Genomic DNA, 15087 nt, shown 5'->3' on the forward strand with positions numbered 1-15087 from the left:
TTCAGGCGGCCTTCTTCACTTCGGCGACGATCTTCTTGGCGGCGTCGCCCAGATCGTCGGCCGGAACGATGGCCAGACCCGAGTTGGCCAGGATCGCCTTGCCCTGATCGACATTGGTGCCCTCGAGGCGAACGACCAGCGGCACCGACAGGTTCACTTCCTTGGCGGCGGTGACGATGCCTTCGGCGATCGTGTCGCACTTCATGATGCCGCCGAAGATGTTGACGAGGATGCCCTTCACCGCGGGGTCGGCGAGAATGATCTTGAACGCCGCCGTCACCTTCTCGGTCGTGGCGCCGCCGCCGACGTCGAGGAAGTTGGCCGGGAACATGCCGTTGAGCTTGATGATGTCCATCGTCGCCATGGCGAGGCCGGCGCCGTTGACCATGCAGCCGATGTCGCCATCGAGCTTGATGTAGGCGAGGTCGTACTTGGAGGCTTCGACTTCGGCCGGGTCTTCCTCGGTTTCGTCGCGTAGCGCGGCGATCTCAGCGTGGCGGAACAGCGCGTTGCCATCGAAGCTGACCTTGGCGTCGAGCACCTGGATCTTGGCGGCGCCAGAAGAATCGGGGGCGGTCTCGATCAGCGGATTGATCTCGAGCATTTCCATGTCGGTAGCAATGAACGCGTCATAAAGCTGCGAGGCGACCTTCTGCGCCTGCTTGTTGAGATCGCCCTTGAGCTTCAGCGCGAAAGCGACGGCACGGCCGTGGTGCGGCTGGAAGCCTTCGGCCGGGTCGATCGTGATCGTGGTGATCTTCTCGGGGGTCGAGTGCGCGACCTCCTCGATGTCCATGCCGCCTTCGGTCGAGACGATCATGGCGATGCGGCCCGTCGCGCGGTCGACCAGCATCGACAGGTAGTATTCCTTGGCGATGTCGGCGCCGTCGGTGATGTAGAGGCGGCCCACCTGCTTGCCGGCCTCGCCCGTCTGGATCGTCACCAGCGTCTTGCCGAGCATGTCGGTGGCGTTGGTGCGGACCTCGTCGAGGGTCTTCGACAGGCGAACACCGCCCTTGGCGTCGGGCCCCAGTTCCTTGAACTTGCCCTTGCCGCGGCCGCCGGCGTGGATCTGCGCCTTCACGACATAGAGCGGCCCGGGCAACTTGCCGGCAGCGGCAACGGCCTCGTCGACGGTCAGAGCGGGATAGCCCGCGGGTACCGCAACGCCGAATTTCGCAAGCAGTTCCTTGGCCTGATACTCGTGAATATTCATCTTAGATCTTTCCGGTGAGTTCGGGGACGGCGCCGAACAGGTCGGCGACGAGGCCGATGTCGGCGACCTGGAAGATCGGCGCGTCCTCGTCCTTGTTGATGGCGATGATGGTCTTCGAATCCTTCATGCCCGCGAGGTGCTGGATCGCGCCCGAGATGCCGATGGCGATGTAGACTTCGGGGGCGACGATCTTGCCCGTCTGGCCGACCTGGTAGTCGTTGGGCACGTAGCCCGCGTCGACCGCGGCGCGCGATGCACCGACGGCGGCGCCGAGCTTGTCGGCGAGCGGGAAGATGACCTGTTCGAAAGTCGGGCCGTCCTTGAGAGCGCGGCCGCCCGAGACGATGATCTTGGCGCTGGTCAGCTCGGGGCGTTCCAGCTTGGCGATCTCGGCGCCGGCGAAGCTCGAGATGCCGGCATCGCCCGCTCCCGAAACGCTCTCGACGCTGGCCGAACCGCCGCTCGCGTCAGCCTTGGCGAAGGCCGTGCCGCGCACGGTGATGACCTTCTTGGCATCGACCGACTGAACCGTGGCGATGGCGTTGCCCGCATAGATCGGACGCGTGAAGGTGTCGGCGCTCTCGACCGAGAGGATGTCGCTGATCTGCATCACATCGAGCGAAGCGGCGACGCGCGGGGCGATGTTCTTGCCGTGCGCCGTGGCGGGCGCGAGGAAGGCGTCGTAGCCCGCCATCAGGCCGGCGACGAGCGGTGCGACGTTCTCGGCCAGCTGGTTGGCATAGGCCGCGTCGTCGGCCAGCAGCACCGTGGCGACGCCGGCGACCTTGGCGGCCTGGTCGGCGACCGCGGCAGCGCCGCTGCCCGCGACGAGGACGTGGACTTCGCCGAGCTGGGTGCCAGCGGTGACGACGGCGAGCGTGGCGTCCTTCAGCGACGCGTTGTCATGCTCTGCGTAGACGAGGACGCTCATGCGGCGACTCCCATTTCCTTGAGTTTGGCGACCAGCGCGTCGACGTCGGCAACCTTGATGCCGGCGCTGCGGACGGGCGGCTCGCCGACCTTGAGCGTCTTGAGGCGCGGTGCGGTGTCGACGCCGTAGTCGGCGGGGGTCCTGTTCGCCAGCGGCTTGGACTTCGCCTTCATGATGTTGGGCAGCGAAGCATAGCGCGGCTCGTTGAGGCGCAGGTCGGTGGTGACGATGGCGGGAAGCGTGAGCTTCACCGTCTCGAGGCCGCCATCGACTTCGCGCTTCACGATGACCGAATCGCCTTCGACGGTAACTTCGCTGGCGAAAGTGCCCTGCGGGCGGCCGAGCAGCGCGGCGAGCATCTGGCCGGTCTGGTTGCTGTCGTCATCGATCGCCTGCTTGCCGAGAATGACGAGGCCAGGCTGCTCTTCCTCGGCGATCGCCTTGAGGATCTTGGCAACGGCCAGCGGCTCGACTTCGTCGTCGGTCTGGACGAGGATGGCGCGGTCGGCGCCCATGGCGAGCGCGGTGCGCAGCGTTTCCTGGGCCTTCTGCGGCCCGACGGAAACCGCGATGATCTCGGTCGCGACGCCCTTTTCACGCAGGCGGATGGCTTCCTCGACGGCGATTTCGTCGAAGGGGTTCATGCTCATCTTGACGTTGGCGAGGTCGACGCCGGTGCCGTCGGACTTGACCCGCGGCTTCACGTTGTAATCGATCACCCGCTTCACGGGCACGATGATCTTCATGCAATTCGTCCTTCGCTGCAAAGTATCGCGGAAAGCGTCCCTAGCCGGGGAATCGGCCAAAATTCCGCAGGTCCACTGAACGAAATTAATGATTCGAGCAAGGTGCATTTCAATTTACACCGAACACACCAAACTTGCTCCGGGCTGGACGAAATGCTGCCTCAAGCCCTCAACGGCCGCTTCTCAATCTCGCCGAAGCAGCAGCGCACCGTAGCCAAATCCGCCGTTCGAGACCGCACATGTTCTCGCTCCCGCTACCTGACGGTCTCCGCCGCGTCCCCACAGTTGAATGCAGGCTTCGTGAGTGTGGCCATAGCCATGGAAACGCCCCGCAGACAGCTGGCCGCCGCTCGTATTCAGCGGCAATTCTCCGCCCAAACCGATACGACTTCCCCCTTCGACGAAGGAAGCAGCTTCACCAGGCTTGCACAGTCCAAGCGCCTCAAGCCAGAGAAGCGTCAGGATCGAAAATCCGTCATAGATCTGGGCAACATCGACGTCCTTTGGCTTCAAGTCCGTCCGCGACCAAAGCATGTCTCCTGCTCGCCTGGCGGGAAGTTCGGTAAAATCCCCGCTGATGTGTCCCAGACCTAGAGCCCCAATGGACATTCCCATTGCTTCGATGTGGATGGGTGGTTGCCGCAGGTCCCCGGCCACATCCCGCCGTGAGAACACGATCGCTGTGGATCCATCGATATGGGTATCGCAATCGAAAAGGCGCAGCGGCGTGGTGATCACGCGTGACGCCATATATTCATCAATTGTCAGTGGCTTGCGGTAGATCGCATTTGGATTGCCTGCGGCCATCGCTCGGCTGTTTACGGCGATGGCTCCAAGTTGCTCAGCCCGGGCGCCATACTTCTGGAAATAGGCCTGGGCATATAGCGCCCAAAGGTGCGCAGGTGAAATGGCATTGAACGGTACGTTCCAGGACTGTCCTCCCTCGACCCGCAGACTTCCTTTTCCCAGGAGTGCGGAATCATGAGCGGCCAGGCGCGCCGTTGCCTGGTTCACGGTTCGGAATACCAGGACATGCCGGCACAGGCCTGACGCGATAGCCTGGATCGCGCTGATGATCGCACCCATGTGCGCATGCCCTTCGGTAGAGGCTCCGATCCAGGTGGGAGCCAATCCCATTGCGAACATGGTCTCGGTGGCACCAACTGGTGAGAAGCCCCCTGCTCCCTGCACAGGTCCAGGATAGGTCGTAAAGCCATCGATATCGGCCGCTGTCAGGCCAGCGTCCGCGATGGCCTGCTCGCATGCCTCGATCGTCAGGATGAGAGCGCTCTTGTCCGAGGGGCGCCCTACCTTGGATTGTCCAACGCCGGTGATGCACACCTGTTTTTCTGGATAGGATGGCACGCTCATCGACCGACCTCACGCGGCTGGAACAAGGGCAGGAAGACGTCCTCACGCTCCTCGAACAGCACTTCGACAGGCATATCGATGGTGACGGCCTCTACCGGACAGTTGACGATATTGGTGAGGACGTAGAGCTCGAATTGCTCTTCCAGCTCGACCGCTGCAAAGACGAAAGGCTCGCTAAGCACTGGCGTCCAGGCTTGCACATTCACGGTGAACGTCTTGACCCTCCCTCTGCCTGAAACCGGTTCAGGCTGAACCTTGGCGCTGCGGCAGAAGCTGCAACGCGGCTGCGGCGGATGCGTGTACGCCCGGCAATCTGCGCAGCGGCAAATTCGAAGATGGCCGTCGGCGCCGCTTTGCCAGAAGGCGCGATTGGCGCTGTCCAGCAGTGGTAGCTGCCGAGGCGTTTCCTCGGGCGCCTGGTGTCGATCGATGGCTGTCAATTCACGCTCCCTTGTTATCGCGTCCCCGCCGCCGCTTCGTGAAGCGCAATGCCGGCCGAACCGGACCGGTCTCCAGGTGCGCGACCGCGATGCAGGCATCCTCCCTTGCGCGGTCTCGTCCGCATGGCTGCGAAGGGACTAGCCTGAATTCCGAGTTTCCGGCCCTGCAGGCCTTGAGACAACCTGGCAGGATCAGCGGCCCTCACCCGAGAAACTGGGTAGCGCCACCGCTCGCTCGCCAGGACACGATCTTATTTCAGTAGGTCCCCGCGGGTTCGTTCAGGCGGCCGCGATCTCGGGATCAACATCATCGAACTGGTAGAAGCGCGCATATTGCCGGCGATAGGCGAGCAGCGGCCCATCGCCTTTCACCAGCATCGGCCGTTCCTGGAAGCGTTTGGCGTTCCATATCGGAATGTCTTGGTTCACCTGCTTGACGAGGTCGCGAATACGCGCCTGGGTCACGCGCTGCTTGCCCTCGCTTATGCCCGGGGGCACGAACATCTGCCAACGCAGGTGGGTATGCTCGGCGTCGATCGGCGTTACCTGCTGAGCCTGAACGACATGGCAGACGTCGATATACTCGACCATCGACTGACCCGGGCCAACCGCGGTCGTGTCGATCTTACCGGTCATGGGCCCACGGGGCGTGTTCATCTCAGCGACCACCGTGTTGCGACGTGTCCAGCCTTCGAGTTTGAACTCGCCCTTGGGCGCAAAAGGCACGCCGTGGACCGCGCCGAAATGAGCGTGGTCCTGACCGTTCTCGGTGATTTCCTGGACATGGATGTTGATCACCCAGTCATAGGTGTCGTGCAGCACCCACTCGCCATCCGGGCAATCGGGCAGTTTCGCGACTTCCCATTTGGGCGCCACCTTCTTGGGATGGTACCAGACATAGATCACGCCGTCAGATTCCGTCGTCGGCCAAGTGGGCAAGCAGCCGCGTTTGGCCTGAGGCGGAATGACATCAGAGTAGGGGATGTCGGTGACGGCGCCCTGCCCGTCGAAGCTCCAATGGTGGAATGCGCAGCGCAGATCGTTGCCGACCACCTCGCTGGCAACGCCGAGGTGTGCACCCAGGTGCGGGCAAAACGGATCGACGGCATGGACACTTCCGTCGACCCCGCGCCACATCACGAACTCGGTGGCGAAGTAGCGCAGGGTCTTCACCTCGCCCGGTGCGACGTCGCCAGACGTGGCGACGGCGAACCAGCCGAAGGGATCGGCAGTTTGGCAAAGCCGCGATCGAGAGGAGAGGTGGCAGCGTCCATCACATACTCCGAAAGAATCCCGATCCATCGACTCACGCAATGCACCAGATGAATTTCATTATATCCCGCGATGCCGGGCAGGTCAAAGTAGTGCAGGTTAGCGGCCTCTCGGGATCTCCCGGAAGGGCACGTTCTTGTCGACGCGGATGTCACCCGGCAGCCCGAGCACGCGTTCGGCAATGATGTTCTTCATGATCTCGTCGGTGCCGCCGCCGAGGCGCAGACCCGGCGCCCAGAGGAAACGGTGCTGGAACGCGCCGTTCATCGCCGCCTCGTCGGGATCGTCCATCAGGCCAGCGTGATCGAGCAGGTCGAGCGCCTTGTCGGTCAGGTTCTGGGCGAGGTTCGACCAGAGCAGCTTGCCCGCCGAGCCTTCGGGACCGGGCGTCGCACCCTTGGACAGCGAGGTCAGCGTGCGAAAGCTCATCAGGCGGATCGCCTCGGCATCGACGTAGAGGTCGGCCAGCCATTCGCGGAATGCGGGATCCTCGAGCGCGGGCCCGTCGAACGAAGGCGTTTCGGCAGCAAGTGCCATAATGTCGCGCCAGTTGAGCCCGGTGCCCGAACCGAGCGAGGCACGCTCGTTCATCAAGGTGGTGATGATGACCTTCCACCCACCGCCCTCTTCACCGACGCGCTGGCTGTCGGGCAGGCGCACGTCGGTGAGGAACACTTCGTTCAGTTCGTTGTCGCCCGACATCATGCGGATCGGCCGGACCTCGACGCCGGGGGTCTTCATGTCGAGCCAGAAGACGGTCAGGCCCTTGTGCTTGGGTAGGTCCGGATTGGTGCGGGCGACGAGCATGCCATAGTCGGCGATCTGCGCGCCGCTGTTCCAGACTTTCTGGCCGTTGATCACCCAGCCATCTCCATCCCGAACGGCAGCGCAGCGCACGCCGGCGGAATCGGAACCGCTCGCCGGTTCGGAGAACAGCTGGCACCAGATCTCCTCGCCGCGCACCGCCGGGGGCACGCGGGCGAGTGAGGCCTCGTCCTTGTTGTGCTCCATCAGCGCGGGCAGCAGCATGTCGAGCCCGGTGCGGAAGTAGTTGAACTGGAGCCCGGCGCGCAGTTCCTCCTGGCCGAAGATCGCCTCCTCGATCGCGGTGCCACCGGCTCCGCCCCACTCCGGGGACCAGGAAATGCAGGCGTATCCCGCCGCGGCCTTGGTCGCCTGCCAGACGCGCGCGACGTCCTTGTGCTTGTCGTGCCACTGGCGCCGCTCGGTCGGGGTGAGCCCGCTCATGTCGGGCGCGTTGTCGGCGATCCAGGCGCGGACTTTGGCGCGGTAGCCGGCCTCTTCAGGGCTTTCGTCGAAGTTCATGGCTGTTGTCCTTCGAGCGCGACGCGTTGCTCCAACCGATCCGCGAGCCGGCGCTTCCAGTCGCGCGGCGCTCCCAGGATCAGTCCGAGGTGCCGTGCGCGGCGGTAGAAGAAATGGCAGTCGGCCTCCCAGGTAAAGCCGATCCCGCCGTGCGTCTGAATGTTCTCGCGCGAGGCCAGGAGATAAGCGTTCGATCCCGCCACCCGCGCGGCGGCGGCGGCCAGCGGCAGTTCGGGCGCGTCGGTCGAGAGCGCCCAGGCGCCATAATAGGCATTGGCGCGCGCGACTTCGTTGCGGATGAAGACGTCGGCCAGCTTGTGCTTGATCGCCTGGTAGGAGCCGATCGGCCGGCCGAAGGCATAGCGTTCGAGCGCATAGTCGCGCGCCATTTCAAGCGCCCGGTCTGCCCCGCCGAGTTGCTCGAAGGCGACGAGGATCGCGGCACGGTCCTGGATGCGGGAGAGCAAAGCACGGCCCTCTCCCGCCGCGCCAAGCGGCTCAGCCACCACAGCCGAGAAGGTGATCCTGGCTTCGCCCCGCGTGGGATCGATCGTCGAGACCAGGCTGCGCACAACCCCATCGCCGTTCAGATCTACGAGATAGAGCCTGGGACCCTGGTCGGAATTGGCCAGAACGACAGCGCGATCAGCGGCGAGGCCGTCGGCCACGGGCAGCTTGGTTCCGCTAAGCTTGCCATCGGTAAAGCGCGCCGCGATGCGGTCCATCGTCGGCACGCCAGGCCCTTCCGACACGGCAAGCGTGCCGATCAGCGAACCCGCGGCAACTTGTGGCAAAAGCCCAGCCTTCTGTTCGGTCGAACCCGCCAGCAGAATGGCTTCGGCAAATTGATAGACGGTCGATGCGAAAGGTACCGGCGCCAGTGCCCGGCCCAGCTCCTCGGCCAGGGCGCAGAGTTCGACATAGCCCATGCCGATGCCGCCGAATTCCTCAGGGATGGCGGCACCGCACCAGCCCTGCTCACCGATGCGCTGCCACAAAGCTTCATCATACCCGGCGGCGGGATTCTCCAGCGCTGCACGCACGACCGTGAGCGGCGAAACTGCCGTAAGAAACCGCCGCGCCTCGTCTTTCAGCGCCTTTTGCTCATCGGTGTAGTCGAAATTCACGGCAGCTCTCCCGGCGGTCAGCCAGCTTTACAATACTCGACGCTCGTTGCAATACTAAGTGCACTCCTCGGTGCCGAAAATTGGATGGCTTTGGGGCTGCGCTCGAATACCGCGGGAGTGCTCTCGATCGCCAGGCTCGAGACATTGTGGAGGAGGTGCACGCAGGCCGGTTCGCGCAACTTTGACCACCAGACTGATGATCGAACGCCGCCGTGCGCCCTCTATCTTTATGGTTGCGCCCGGCCTCGTTTGCCCAATGGCAGCGAGCCGTGACGGCTAGACCCGCGACGGTAGGCCCATGACGGCGGCGGCATTGTCGTAGAGGAACTTCGGCCAGACCTCATCCTTGAACGGGATCTGATCCATTTCCGCAAAAATGCGCTTGAGCTCGAGCCCCATCGGAAAATAGCCGCCGTAGATCACCTTGCCGGCGCCGCGTGAATTGGCAAACTTGATGATCTCCTCCGGCCAGTATTTCGGCGCGAAAGCAGAGGTCGAGTAGTAGAGGTTGGGCCACTTCAGCAGCAGCTTGACCGCCAGCGCCTCGTCGGGCTCCGCGCCGTGGCGCATAACGACTTTGAGCTCGGGCAGGTCGTAGGCCACCTCGTCAAGATGGCCGACCCATTGGGGCATCATCGGAATACGTGGGCCGGGCACGCCGACATTTATGAAGATCGGCAGGCCCAGCTCGATGCACTTGGCATAGATCGGGTAAGCCCGCTTGTCGTTGATCGGCACCGGCGGGTTCTGGCCCGAGGGGAAGAATGACACCCCGTTGATATGGCCCTGGTCGAACTCGTGCTGGATCAGCCTGACGGCATCCATCCCCTTATTGGGGTCGACCGGCCGGATGGCAGCGAAGCGATCAGGGTGCCGGCGCATCGCCTCGATCGCACGGTCGTCCGACATGTGAATCACGCCGACACGGATGTTATGAGCATCCATTTGCGCGATCGTTTCATCGATCGAGGATAAGCGATCATCCCCGCTCCCAATCTCCTCGGGAATCTCCTTGAACATGTACTCGGCGGGATGCCGCTGCCAGTCGCCTTTCGTACTGGCAACGCCCATCTGATGGGTGTCACGAAAGCCGATGAGGGTATCGATTACAGGAATATCGCGGGGACGTGGCACGTATCGCCTTCCTCTCTAACGTCGGCACTGAAAGCGAGCCGGCCGCCACCTGCATCCGTTCCGAGAAACCGATGGCAGTTCGTTACCGCGGCCGACCTCCCTACTTGCCGGTGCCCCCGGGCTCTGCGAAGCGTTGGGGAATAGTCCTCACGATTTCCGCTTGGCCACCGGTTTAGTTGATTTCGAACTGGCCTTCGGACGTGAAGCGCCGAAGCGACCGTTGATGAACAGGTCGATCTTCACCTCGATGTCCGCTTCGGTGGGCGCTGCGCTGGCCCAGCCGAAGTAAATCATGACCGTGTGATTTCCGAGAAGGAGATCGACGAACAGTTCGGCCGACTGGTCGTGATCGCCGTCGGGAATGAGCTTCCTCTCGGCAAGTTCGCGGAAAAGCGCTGCCACATTGCTGGTGAAGCGCGTGAAGATCGTTGTCGCGATCTTGGTCATCAAGTCGGGAAAGCGGGCGCTTTCCGCGATCATCAGGCGCATCAGTTCGATTGACCGCGAGCGCAGAGCGACCTGGTAGGAATAATGTGCCGCCTTGCGCAGCGCGGAGTCGAGATCCTCAACCTCCGCGAGCACCGGCGGATCGATCTTGGCGGTGTCGCGAGCGAAGATCACTTCGCGGAATATCGCCTCCTTGTCACCGAAGTGCTGGTAGAGCGTGCGGGTCGCCACACCGGCCTTCTTGGCGATGTCGAGCAGGGTGGTCGCCGCAAAGCCGCGCCTGATGAACATCTCGGTCGCAACTTCCATGACCTTGAGCTTGCGCCGCTCGAGCTCGTCAAGCGTCGGGCGCCCGGCGCGGTTCCGCTTACGCTTGGGCGGCGCCTTGGCGCGCAGCGGCAGCGCCGCGACGCGGCCGCTGGCCTTTTTCGAAACTGGAGCAACCTTTTCCAAAATCTCACCTCATGAACGGCAGAAAAGCGTGTTTTCTCACAAAAGAATGCAACGCAATGGGGCCCAAATGGTCAATTTTTTATGTCGACACAACCCCATTCGCCTAGTTTTTCACCAGAGGCATTGCATTTCTGGACATCAAATCCGCCGCGCCAGGTAGGCTGCCTCGTGGATAGCATTGCCATAGGAGCGAGGGCTGCGGGCATCACCGACGACGTGAACCTCGATTCCGGTTCCGTGCAGACCCGCCGAAAGCGGGTCATGCGCCACGCGGCCCGGCGCTACCACGATGTGCGCGCAAGAGACGATCTCCTCACGGCTATCCCCGTGGCGGAGTACAACCTTGCCCCCGCCGACTTCGAGCAGTTCGACCGATGTCTCCGGCACCAGTTCCGCCTGCGCTGCCCACAGCATCACATAGCGCGCGCGCGAACCGATATAGGCGGCCGGCGCGAAGATAGCGCGCGGATCGAGCAGCCGGACCTTGCGGCCGCCGCGGGCGAGATCGAGCGCCAGCTCGACGCCTTCTGCCGCGCCCCAGACCAGGATCAGGCCTTCACCCAGCCCCTCGCTCCCTTCGGCCAACACGCGGTCGATCGTCCGGGCGAAGCCGCTTTCGAGAGCAGCGGCGAGGCCCGGTATCGCGGGCAGCGCCGGCCTCGCCCCTGTTGCGATCACGACGACATCGGGCCTCTCTGCCTTGATCCGGTCGATCGTCAGTTCTTCGCCGAGGCGCACCTCGACGCCGCGCTTGGCGATCATCGTCCGGTGCCAGTCGGGCTGGTAGGCGATCTGCTCCATGTTGCGCAGCGTCTTGTAATTGCCTGCCCAGTTCATCACCCCGCCGAGCTCATCAGCCCTCTCGAACAGCGTGACCTTGTGGCCGATCTCGTGCGCGGTCAGGCCATATTCCATGCCGCCCGAACCGCCGCCGGCGATCAGAACGCGCTTGGGGCGGCCCGTCGGAACCAGGCGGTACTCGCGGTCGCGTCCGAAGTTGGGGTTCTGTGCCGAACCGGCGACGCCTTTGCCGAAGATGTTGCCCTGAAGCAGCGAGGCGCCGGTGCGCGTCGACTTGCGGATCTCGTCTTCGCGGCCTTCGGCGATCTTGCGCGGGAAATCGGGATCGTCGAGCGACTGGCGGCACGAGGCGAAGAAGTCCGCCGCGCCGTCCCCTATCATTGCGCGCATCTGTTCAGGCGTATTGACGTTGCACGAGCCCATCAGCGGCATCGAGATGCCCTTCGCCTCCAAACCTTCGCGCATCCGCTTGATATAGGGCAACGTCACCAGGTTGGGGACGTAGAACCCGCCGCCGATGATCTCGCCCGAATTGATCTCGGGATCGCGGCTCTTGGCCGGCAACATCGACCCGAACGTGCAGTCGAGCGCGTCGATGCCCAGCGCATGGAGCCGCGGCGCGTAGTGCTCGATGAAGTAGTCGAGATCATAGCCGCCGACGAAGTTCTCGTCGCAGACGAGGCGCGGGATGATCGGGAAGTCCTTGCCGCAGAGCTCCTGCGTGCGCTGAAGGATCTGCTCGCAAAACAGAAAGCGATCGGAATATTCGTCGTTGCGGCCGGTATTTTCGAGGAGCGACAAGGTCACGTGCGGCAGCGAGCCATGGCAGAAGTGGAACGAGACGTAGTCGTAGCCTGCTTCTTTCGAGCGCCGCGCCGCCTGGGCATAGTCCTCGACGAGATCGCGATAGACCTCGGTCGGAACGACGCCTGGTTCCTTGTTGCCAATCGGGAATTTACCGGTCGGCCCCCAGGATACCGTGCCGGGGATCCAGCCTTTGCCCGGCTCGAGCGGGAAGGTCGCGCCGACGCCGGGGATCAGCCCGCCGTAGAACAGCTGGATGCCCGCCAGGGCATTGTTGTGGTGGATCACTTCGACCAGCTCGCGCTGGCTGATGATGTAGGTGTCGTCGTAAAATCCGAGCATGCGCTCGTTGATCAGCCCGTCCCAGCGAACACAGGTCGCGCCGACGCAGACCGCGCCATAGCCCCCCGCCGCCAGCGCCTCATAGGCGCCGACGGCCTGGCGGGTCACATAGCCGCGGTCGTCCGACATATTCATCGTCGTCGGTGCGTGAACCATACGGTTCTTGAAGGTCAGGCCACGCGTCCTGAAGGGCTGCAGCAAGGGATCAGTCACAAAGGGTCCTTTTGCAAATTAGTGTCTAAATCAAGCGCCCTGGGCGCGATCGATCGAGATGGTGGAGCCGGATATGAAGCTGGCGCGGTCGGATGCGAGGAAAAGTACGAGGTCGGCGATTTCCTCGGGCTGCGCGGGCCGGCCGCTGGCGAATACGGCCAGAGTCTTGTCGCGCCCGCCCAGCTTCTCGTCGAACTGATCGTAGACCGCCTGGGCCATCGCGGTTTCGGTAAAGCCCGGCAGGACGGCATTGACGCGGATGTCGCTGCCCGCCCGGTTGCATTCGAGCGCGGCGCTTCGCGTGAAGTGCGAAACAGCGGCCTTGCTCGCGCCATAGGAAGCCATCGCCGGGTTGCCCTTGAGCGAAGCGGTCGAGGAAATGTTGACGATCGCGCCTTTGCCCGCCGCGCGCATGAAACGCAGGGCCATGGTCATGCCAAACAGGGTACCATCGACATTTACCGCGAAAACTTCGCGGTATGTTTTGGCGATGCTCTCGTCGACGCGGTCGAATCGGGCGATGCCGGCGCTGTTGACCAGGACATCTACCTTGCCCCACCCTGCTTCCAGCCAGCTGCCAAGCCCCCGCCAGGCGGCCTCGTCGGTCACGTCGAGCGTGCGTGCAATCGCTTTGCCTCCAGAGGCTTCGATCGCATCCACGGTCGCGGCAGCACCGCTCTCGTCGCGGTCTAGCACGACGGTCATGGCGCCGGCTGCAGCAATTGCTCTGGCTGAGGCACGGCCTATGCCGGCCGCGGCGCCCGTCACCAATGCAAGCTTGCCGGAAAGGTCGATCCAGCCTTCAGAAGTTCCACTCATGCCGCGAACCTATGCTTTCTCGAGTATATGAACGCCGGCAGCGGCACCGAAGCCGAGGACGTGAGACAGGCCAATCTTTGCGCCCGACACTTGGCGCGCTCCCGCTTCGCCGCGCAGATGCTCGACGATCTCGACAATGTTGGCGACGCCGGTCGCACCGATCGGGTGACCCTTGGAGAGCAGCCCACCCGAGACGTTGACTGGAATTCGTCCCCCGAGCGCGGTGTCGCCGCTGTCGATCAGTCGGCCCGCTTCACCCTCGCCGCAGAGGCCGAGATTCTCGTAGTGCAGGATTTCCGCCGTGGCGAAACAGTCGTGGAGTTCGACGACATCGAGGTCCTGCGGTCCCAGCCCCGCCATCTCGTAGGCCTTGGCTGCGGCGAGACGCGTCACCGAATTGGCGTCGAACATCACCGGGTTGCGCGGCTCGTAGGGATCCGAAGTCAGCATCGAGGCGCGGATGCGCACCGCGCGGCTCATGCCGAGCTCTCGCGCCTTTTTCTCAGACACGAGGACGAGCGCCGCAGCCCCGTCGACGTTGGCCGAGCACATCAGCTTGGTCAGCGGCCAGGCGATCATCTCGCTCGCGAGCACTTCGTCGAGCGGCGTCTCCTTGCGATAGGCCGCCTTGGGATTCATCGTCGCGTGCTGGTGGTTCTTGACCGCCACTTTCGCGAACTGCTCGATCGTCGTGCCATAGGCGGCGGCGTGGACCATGCCCGCCTCGGCGAAGACCGCGGGCATCGATTCCGAACCGAACAGGCCTTCGGGCGGCGGGCCGTCGTGCGGCGCACCGCCCAGCATGCCGCGCGGGTTCTTTTCCGAACCGACCACGAGCACGGCGTCATAGATCCCGCTCTTGATGCCGATAAACGCCTCGCGCACCGCGGTCGCGCCCGAGGCGCAGGCATTCGAGACGTTGATGCAGGGCACGCCGGTCTGGCCTATCTCCTTGAGCACTTTTTGCCCAAGCATCGACTGCGCATTGAAGCATGACGAGGCATAGACCGCACCGATGTCCTTGATCGACAGCCCGGCGTCGTCGAGCGCCTTCAGCGAAGCCTCGGCGCCGAGCTGGTAGTAGGTCCGGTCGGGATAGCGCCCGAAGGCGATCATGTCGGCGCCGACGATATAGACGTCGCTCATCAAGCATCTCCTCGCGGTATGAAGTGGAAGCCGACGTAAGGCACGCCGTCTTTGTCACGCGCGCCGCCGGCGTCGTCGAACACCAGCGCGACCGGCATTCCCTGCCGCACGGCATCCGCATCGACGCCGCGCAGGGTGCCCTTGAGCGTCAGTCCATCCTCGAGATCGACGATCGCCGAAACGAACGGCACGGCAACGCCCGGATAGCTGCGATGGACCACCGACCAGCTGTAAAGCTTGCCGGTGTCCACCGCGCGAAATGCCTCCGGCGCATTGCGACTGGCGCAGCGACGACAGGCCATAGTCTGCTCGGTGAAGGCCGCGCCGCAGTCACCGCAGCGAAACCCTTCGATCCATGGGCGCCCATCGGCGCCGATGCGGATCACGCCGGTCGCAGGTTTCGGCATCACCAAGCTGTCTGTCGTCAAATCATATCTCCTGCGGTCAGACCATTTTTCCGCGCTGACCGCGACGCATCGCCCGCCAGGGAGCGCACTTT

Annotated in this window: 14 protein-coding genes; all 14 read right to left on the reverse strand. The window is 63.6% G+C overall.

Translation table 11 applies throughout. The features are described from left to right. Position 1: 1 nt before the first annotated feature. Positions 2-1216 (reverse strand): ADP-forming succinate--CoA ligase subunit beta, encoded by a 1215-nt coding sequence (sucC, locus tag KRR38_RS09280; protein WP_217400811.1) that lies wholly within the window; start codon positions 1214-1216, stop codon positions 2-4. Position 1217: 1 nt separating this feature from the next. Further along, positions 1218-2147, reverse strand: a complete 930-nt coding sequence (locus KRR38_RS09285) for an electron transfer flavoprotein subunit alpha/FixB family protein (RefSeq protein WP_217400813.1) — start codon at positions 2145-2147, stop codon at positions 1218-1220. After that, the gene (locus KRR38_RS09290) at positions 2144-2893 is read right to left on the reverse strand and encodes an electron transfer flavoprotein subunit beta/FixA family protein (RefSeq protein ID WP_217400815.1); all 750 of its coding nucleotides are present in this window, start codon (positions 2891-2893) and stop codon (positions 2144-2146) included. Before KRR38_RS09290 ends, KRR38_RS09285 begins: the two co-directional genes overlap by 4 nt. A 183-nt stretch (positions 2894-3076) precedes the next feature. Beyond that, positions 3077-4264, reverse strand: a complete 1188-nt coding sequence (locus tag KRR38_RS09295) for a thiolase family protein (protein WP_217400817.1) — start codon at positions 4262-4264, stop codon at positions 3077-3079. Then, complete coding sequence (locus tag KRR38_RS09300) at positions 4261-4704, reverse strand: Zn-ribbon domain-containing OB-fold protein (RefSeq protein ID WP_254514714.1); 444 nt, start codon at positions 4702-4704, stop codon at positions 4261-4263. The genes KRR38_RS09295 and KRR38_RS09300 overlap by 4 nt, the downstream gene beginning before the upstream one ends. A gap of 279 nt (positions 4705-4983) precedes the next feature. Next, positions 4984-6006, reverse strand: a complete 1023-nt coding sequence (locus KRR38_RS09305; protein ID WP_217400821.1) for a Rieske 2Fe-2S domain-containing protein — start codon at positions 6004-6006, stop codon at positions 4984-4986. Between the two features lie 69 nt (positions 6007-6075). Further along, the gene (locus tag KRR38_RS09310) at positions 6076-7302 is read right to left on the reverse strand and encodes an acyl-CoA dehydrogenase family protein (protein ID WP_217400823.1); all 1227 of its coding nucleotides are present in this window, start codon (positions 7300-7302) and stop codon (positions 6076-6078) included. Next, entirely contained in the window at positions 7299-8429 is a 1131-nt protein-coding gene (locus KRR38_RS09315; protein ID WP_217400825.1) for an acyl-CoA dehydrogenase family protein, read from the reverse strand. Before KRR38_RS09315 ends, KRR38_RS09310 begins: the two co-directional genes overlap by 4 nt. A gap of 276 nt (positions 8430-8705) precedes the next feature. Further along, on the reverse strand, positions 8706-9563 hold the full coding sequence (locus tag KRR38_RS09320) for an amidohydrolase family protein (protein ID WP_309141005.1): 858 nt from the start codon (positions 9561-9563) through the stop codon (positions 8706-8708). Between the two features lie 147 nt (positions 9564-9710). Beyond that, positions 9711-10463, reverse strand: coding sequence for a TetR/AcrR family transcriptional regulator (locus KRR38_RS09325; RefSeq protein ID WP_217400827.1), 753 nt, complete (start codon positions 10461-10463; stop codon positions 9711-9713). A 138-nt stretch (positions 10464-10601) separates the two neighbouring features. Further along, positions 10602-12623: an FAD-dependent oxidoreductase gene (locus KRR38_RS09330; protein ID WP_217400829.1), complete on the reverse strand. Its 2022-nt coding sequence runs from the start codon at positions 12621-12623 to the stop codon at positions 10602-10604. Positions 12624-12653: 30 nt separating this feature from the next. Continuing rightward, positions 12654-13442, reverse strand: coding sequence for an SDR family NAD(P)-dependent oxidoreductase (locus KRR38_RS09335; RefSeq protein ID WP_217400831.1), 789 nt, complete (start codon positions 13440-13442; stop codon positions 12654-12656). 9 nt (positions 13443-13451) lie between these two features. After that, positions 13452-14588 carry a thiolase family protein gene (locus KRR38_RS09340; protein WP_217400833.1) on the reverse strand — a complete coding sequence of 379 codons (1137 nt, stop codon included), beginning with the start codon at positions 14586-14588 and terminating at the stop codon, positions 13452-13454. Then, positions 14588-15016: a Zn-ribbon domain-containing OB-fold protein gene (locus KRR38_RS09345; RefSeq protein WP_217400835.1), complete on the reverse strand. Its 429-nt coding sequence runs from the start codon at positions 15014-15016 to the stop codon at positions 14588-14590. The genes KRR38_RS09340 and KRR38_RS09345 overlap by 1 nt, the downstream gene beginning before the upstream one ends. Positions 15017-15087: the final 71 nt, after the last annotated feature.

This window comes from Novosphingobium sp. G106, assembly GCF_019075875.1.
Lineage (GTDB): Bacteria > Pseudomonadota > Alphaproteobacteria > Sphingomonadales > Sphingomonadaceae > Novosphingobium.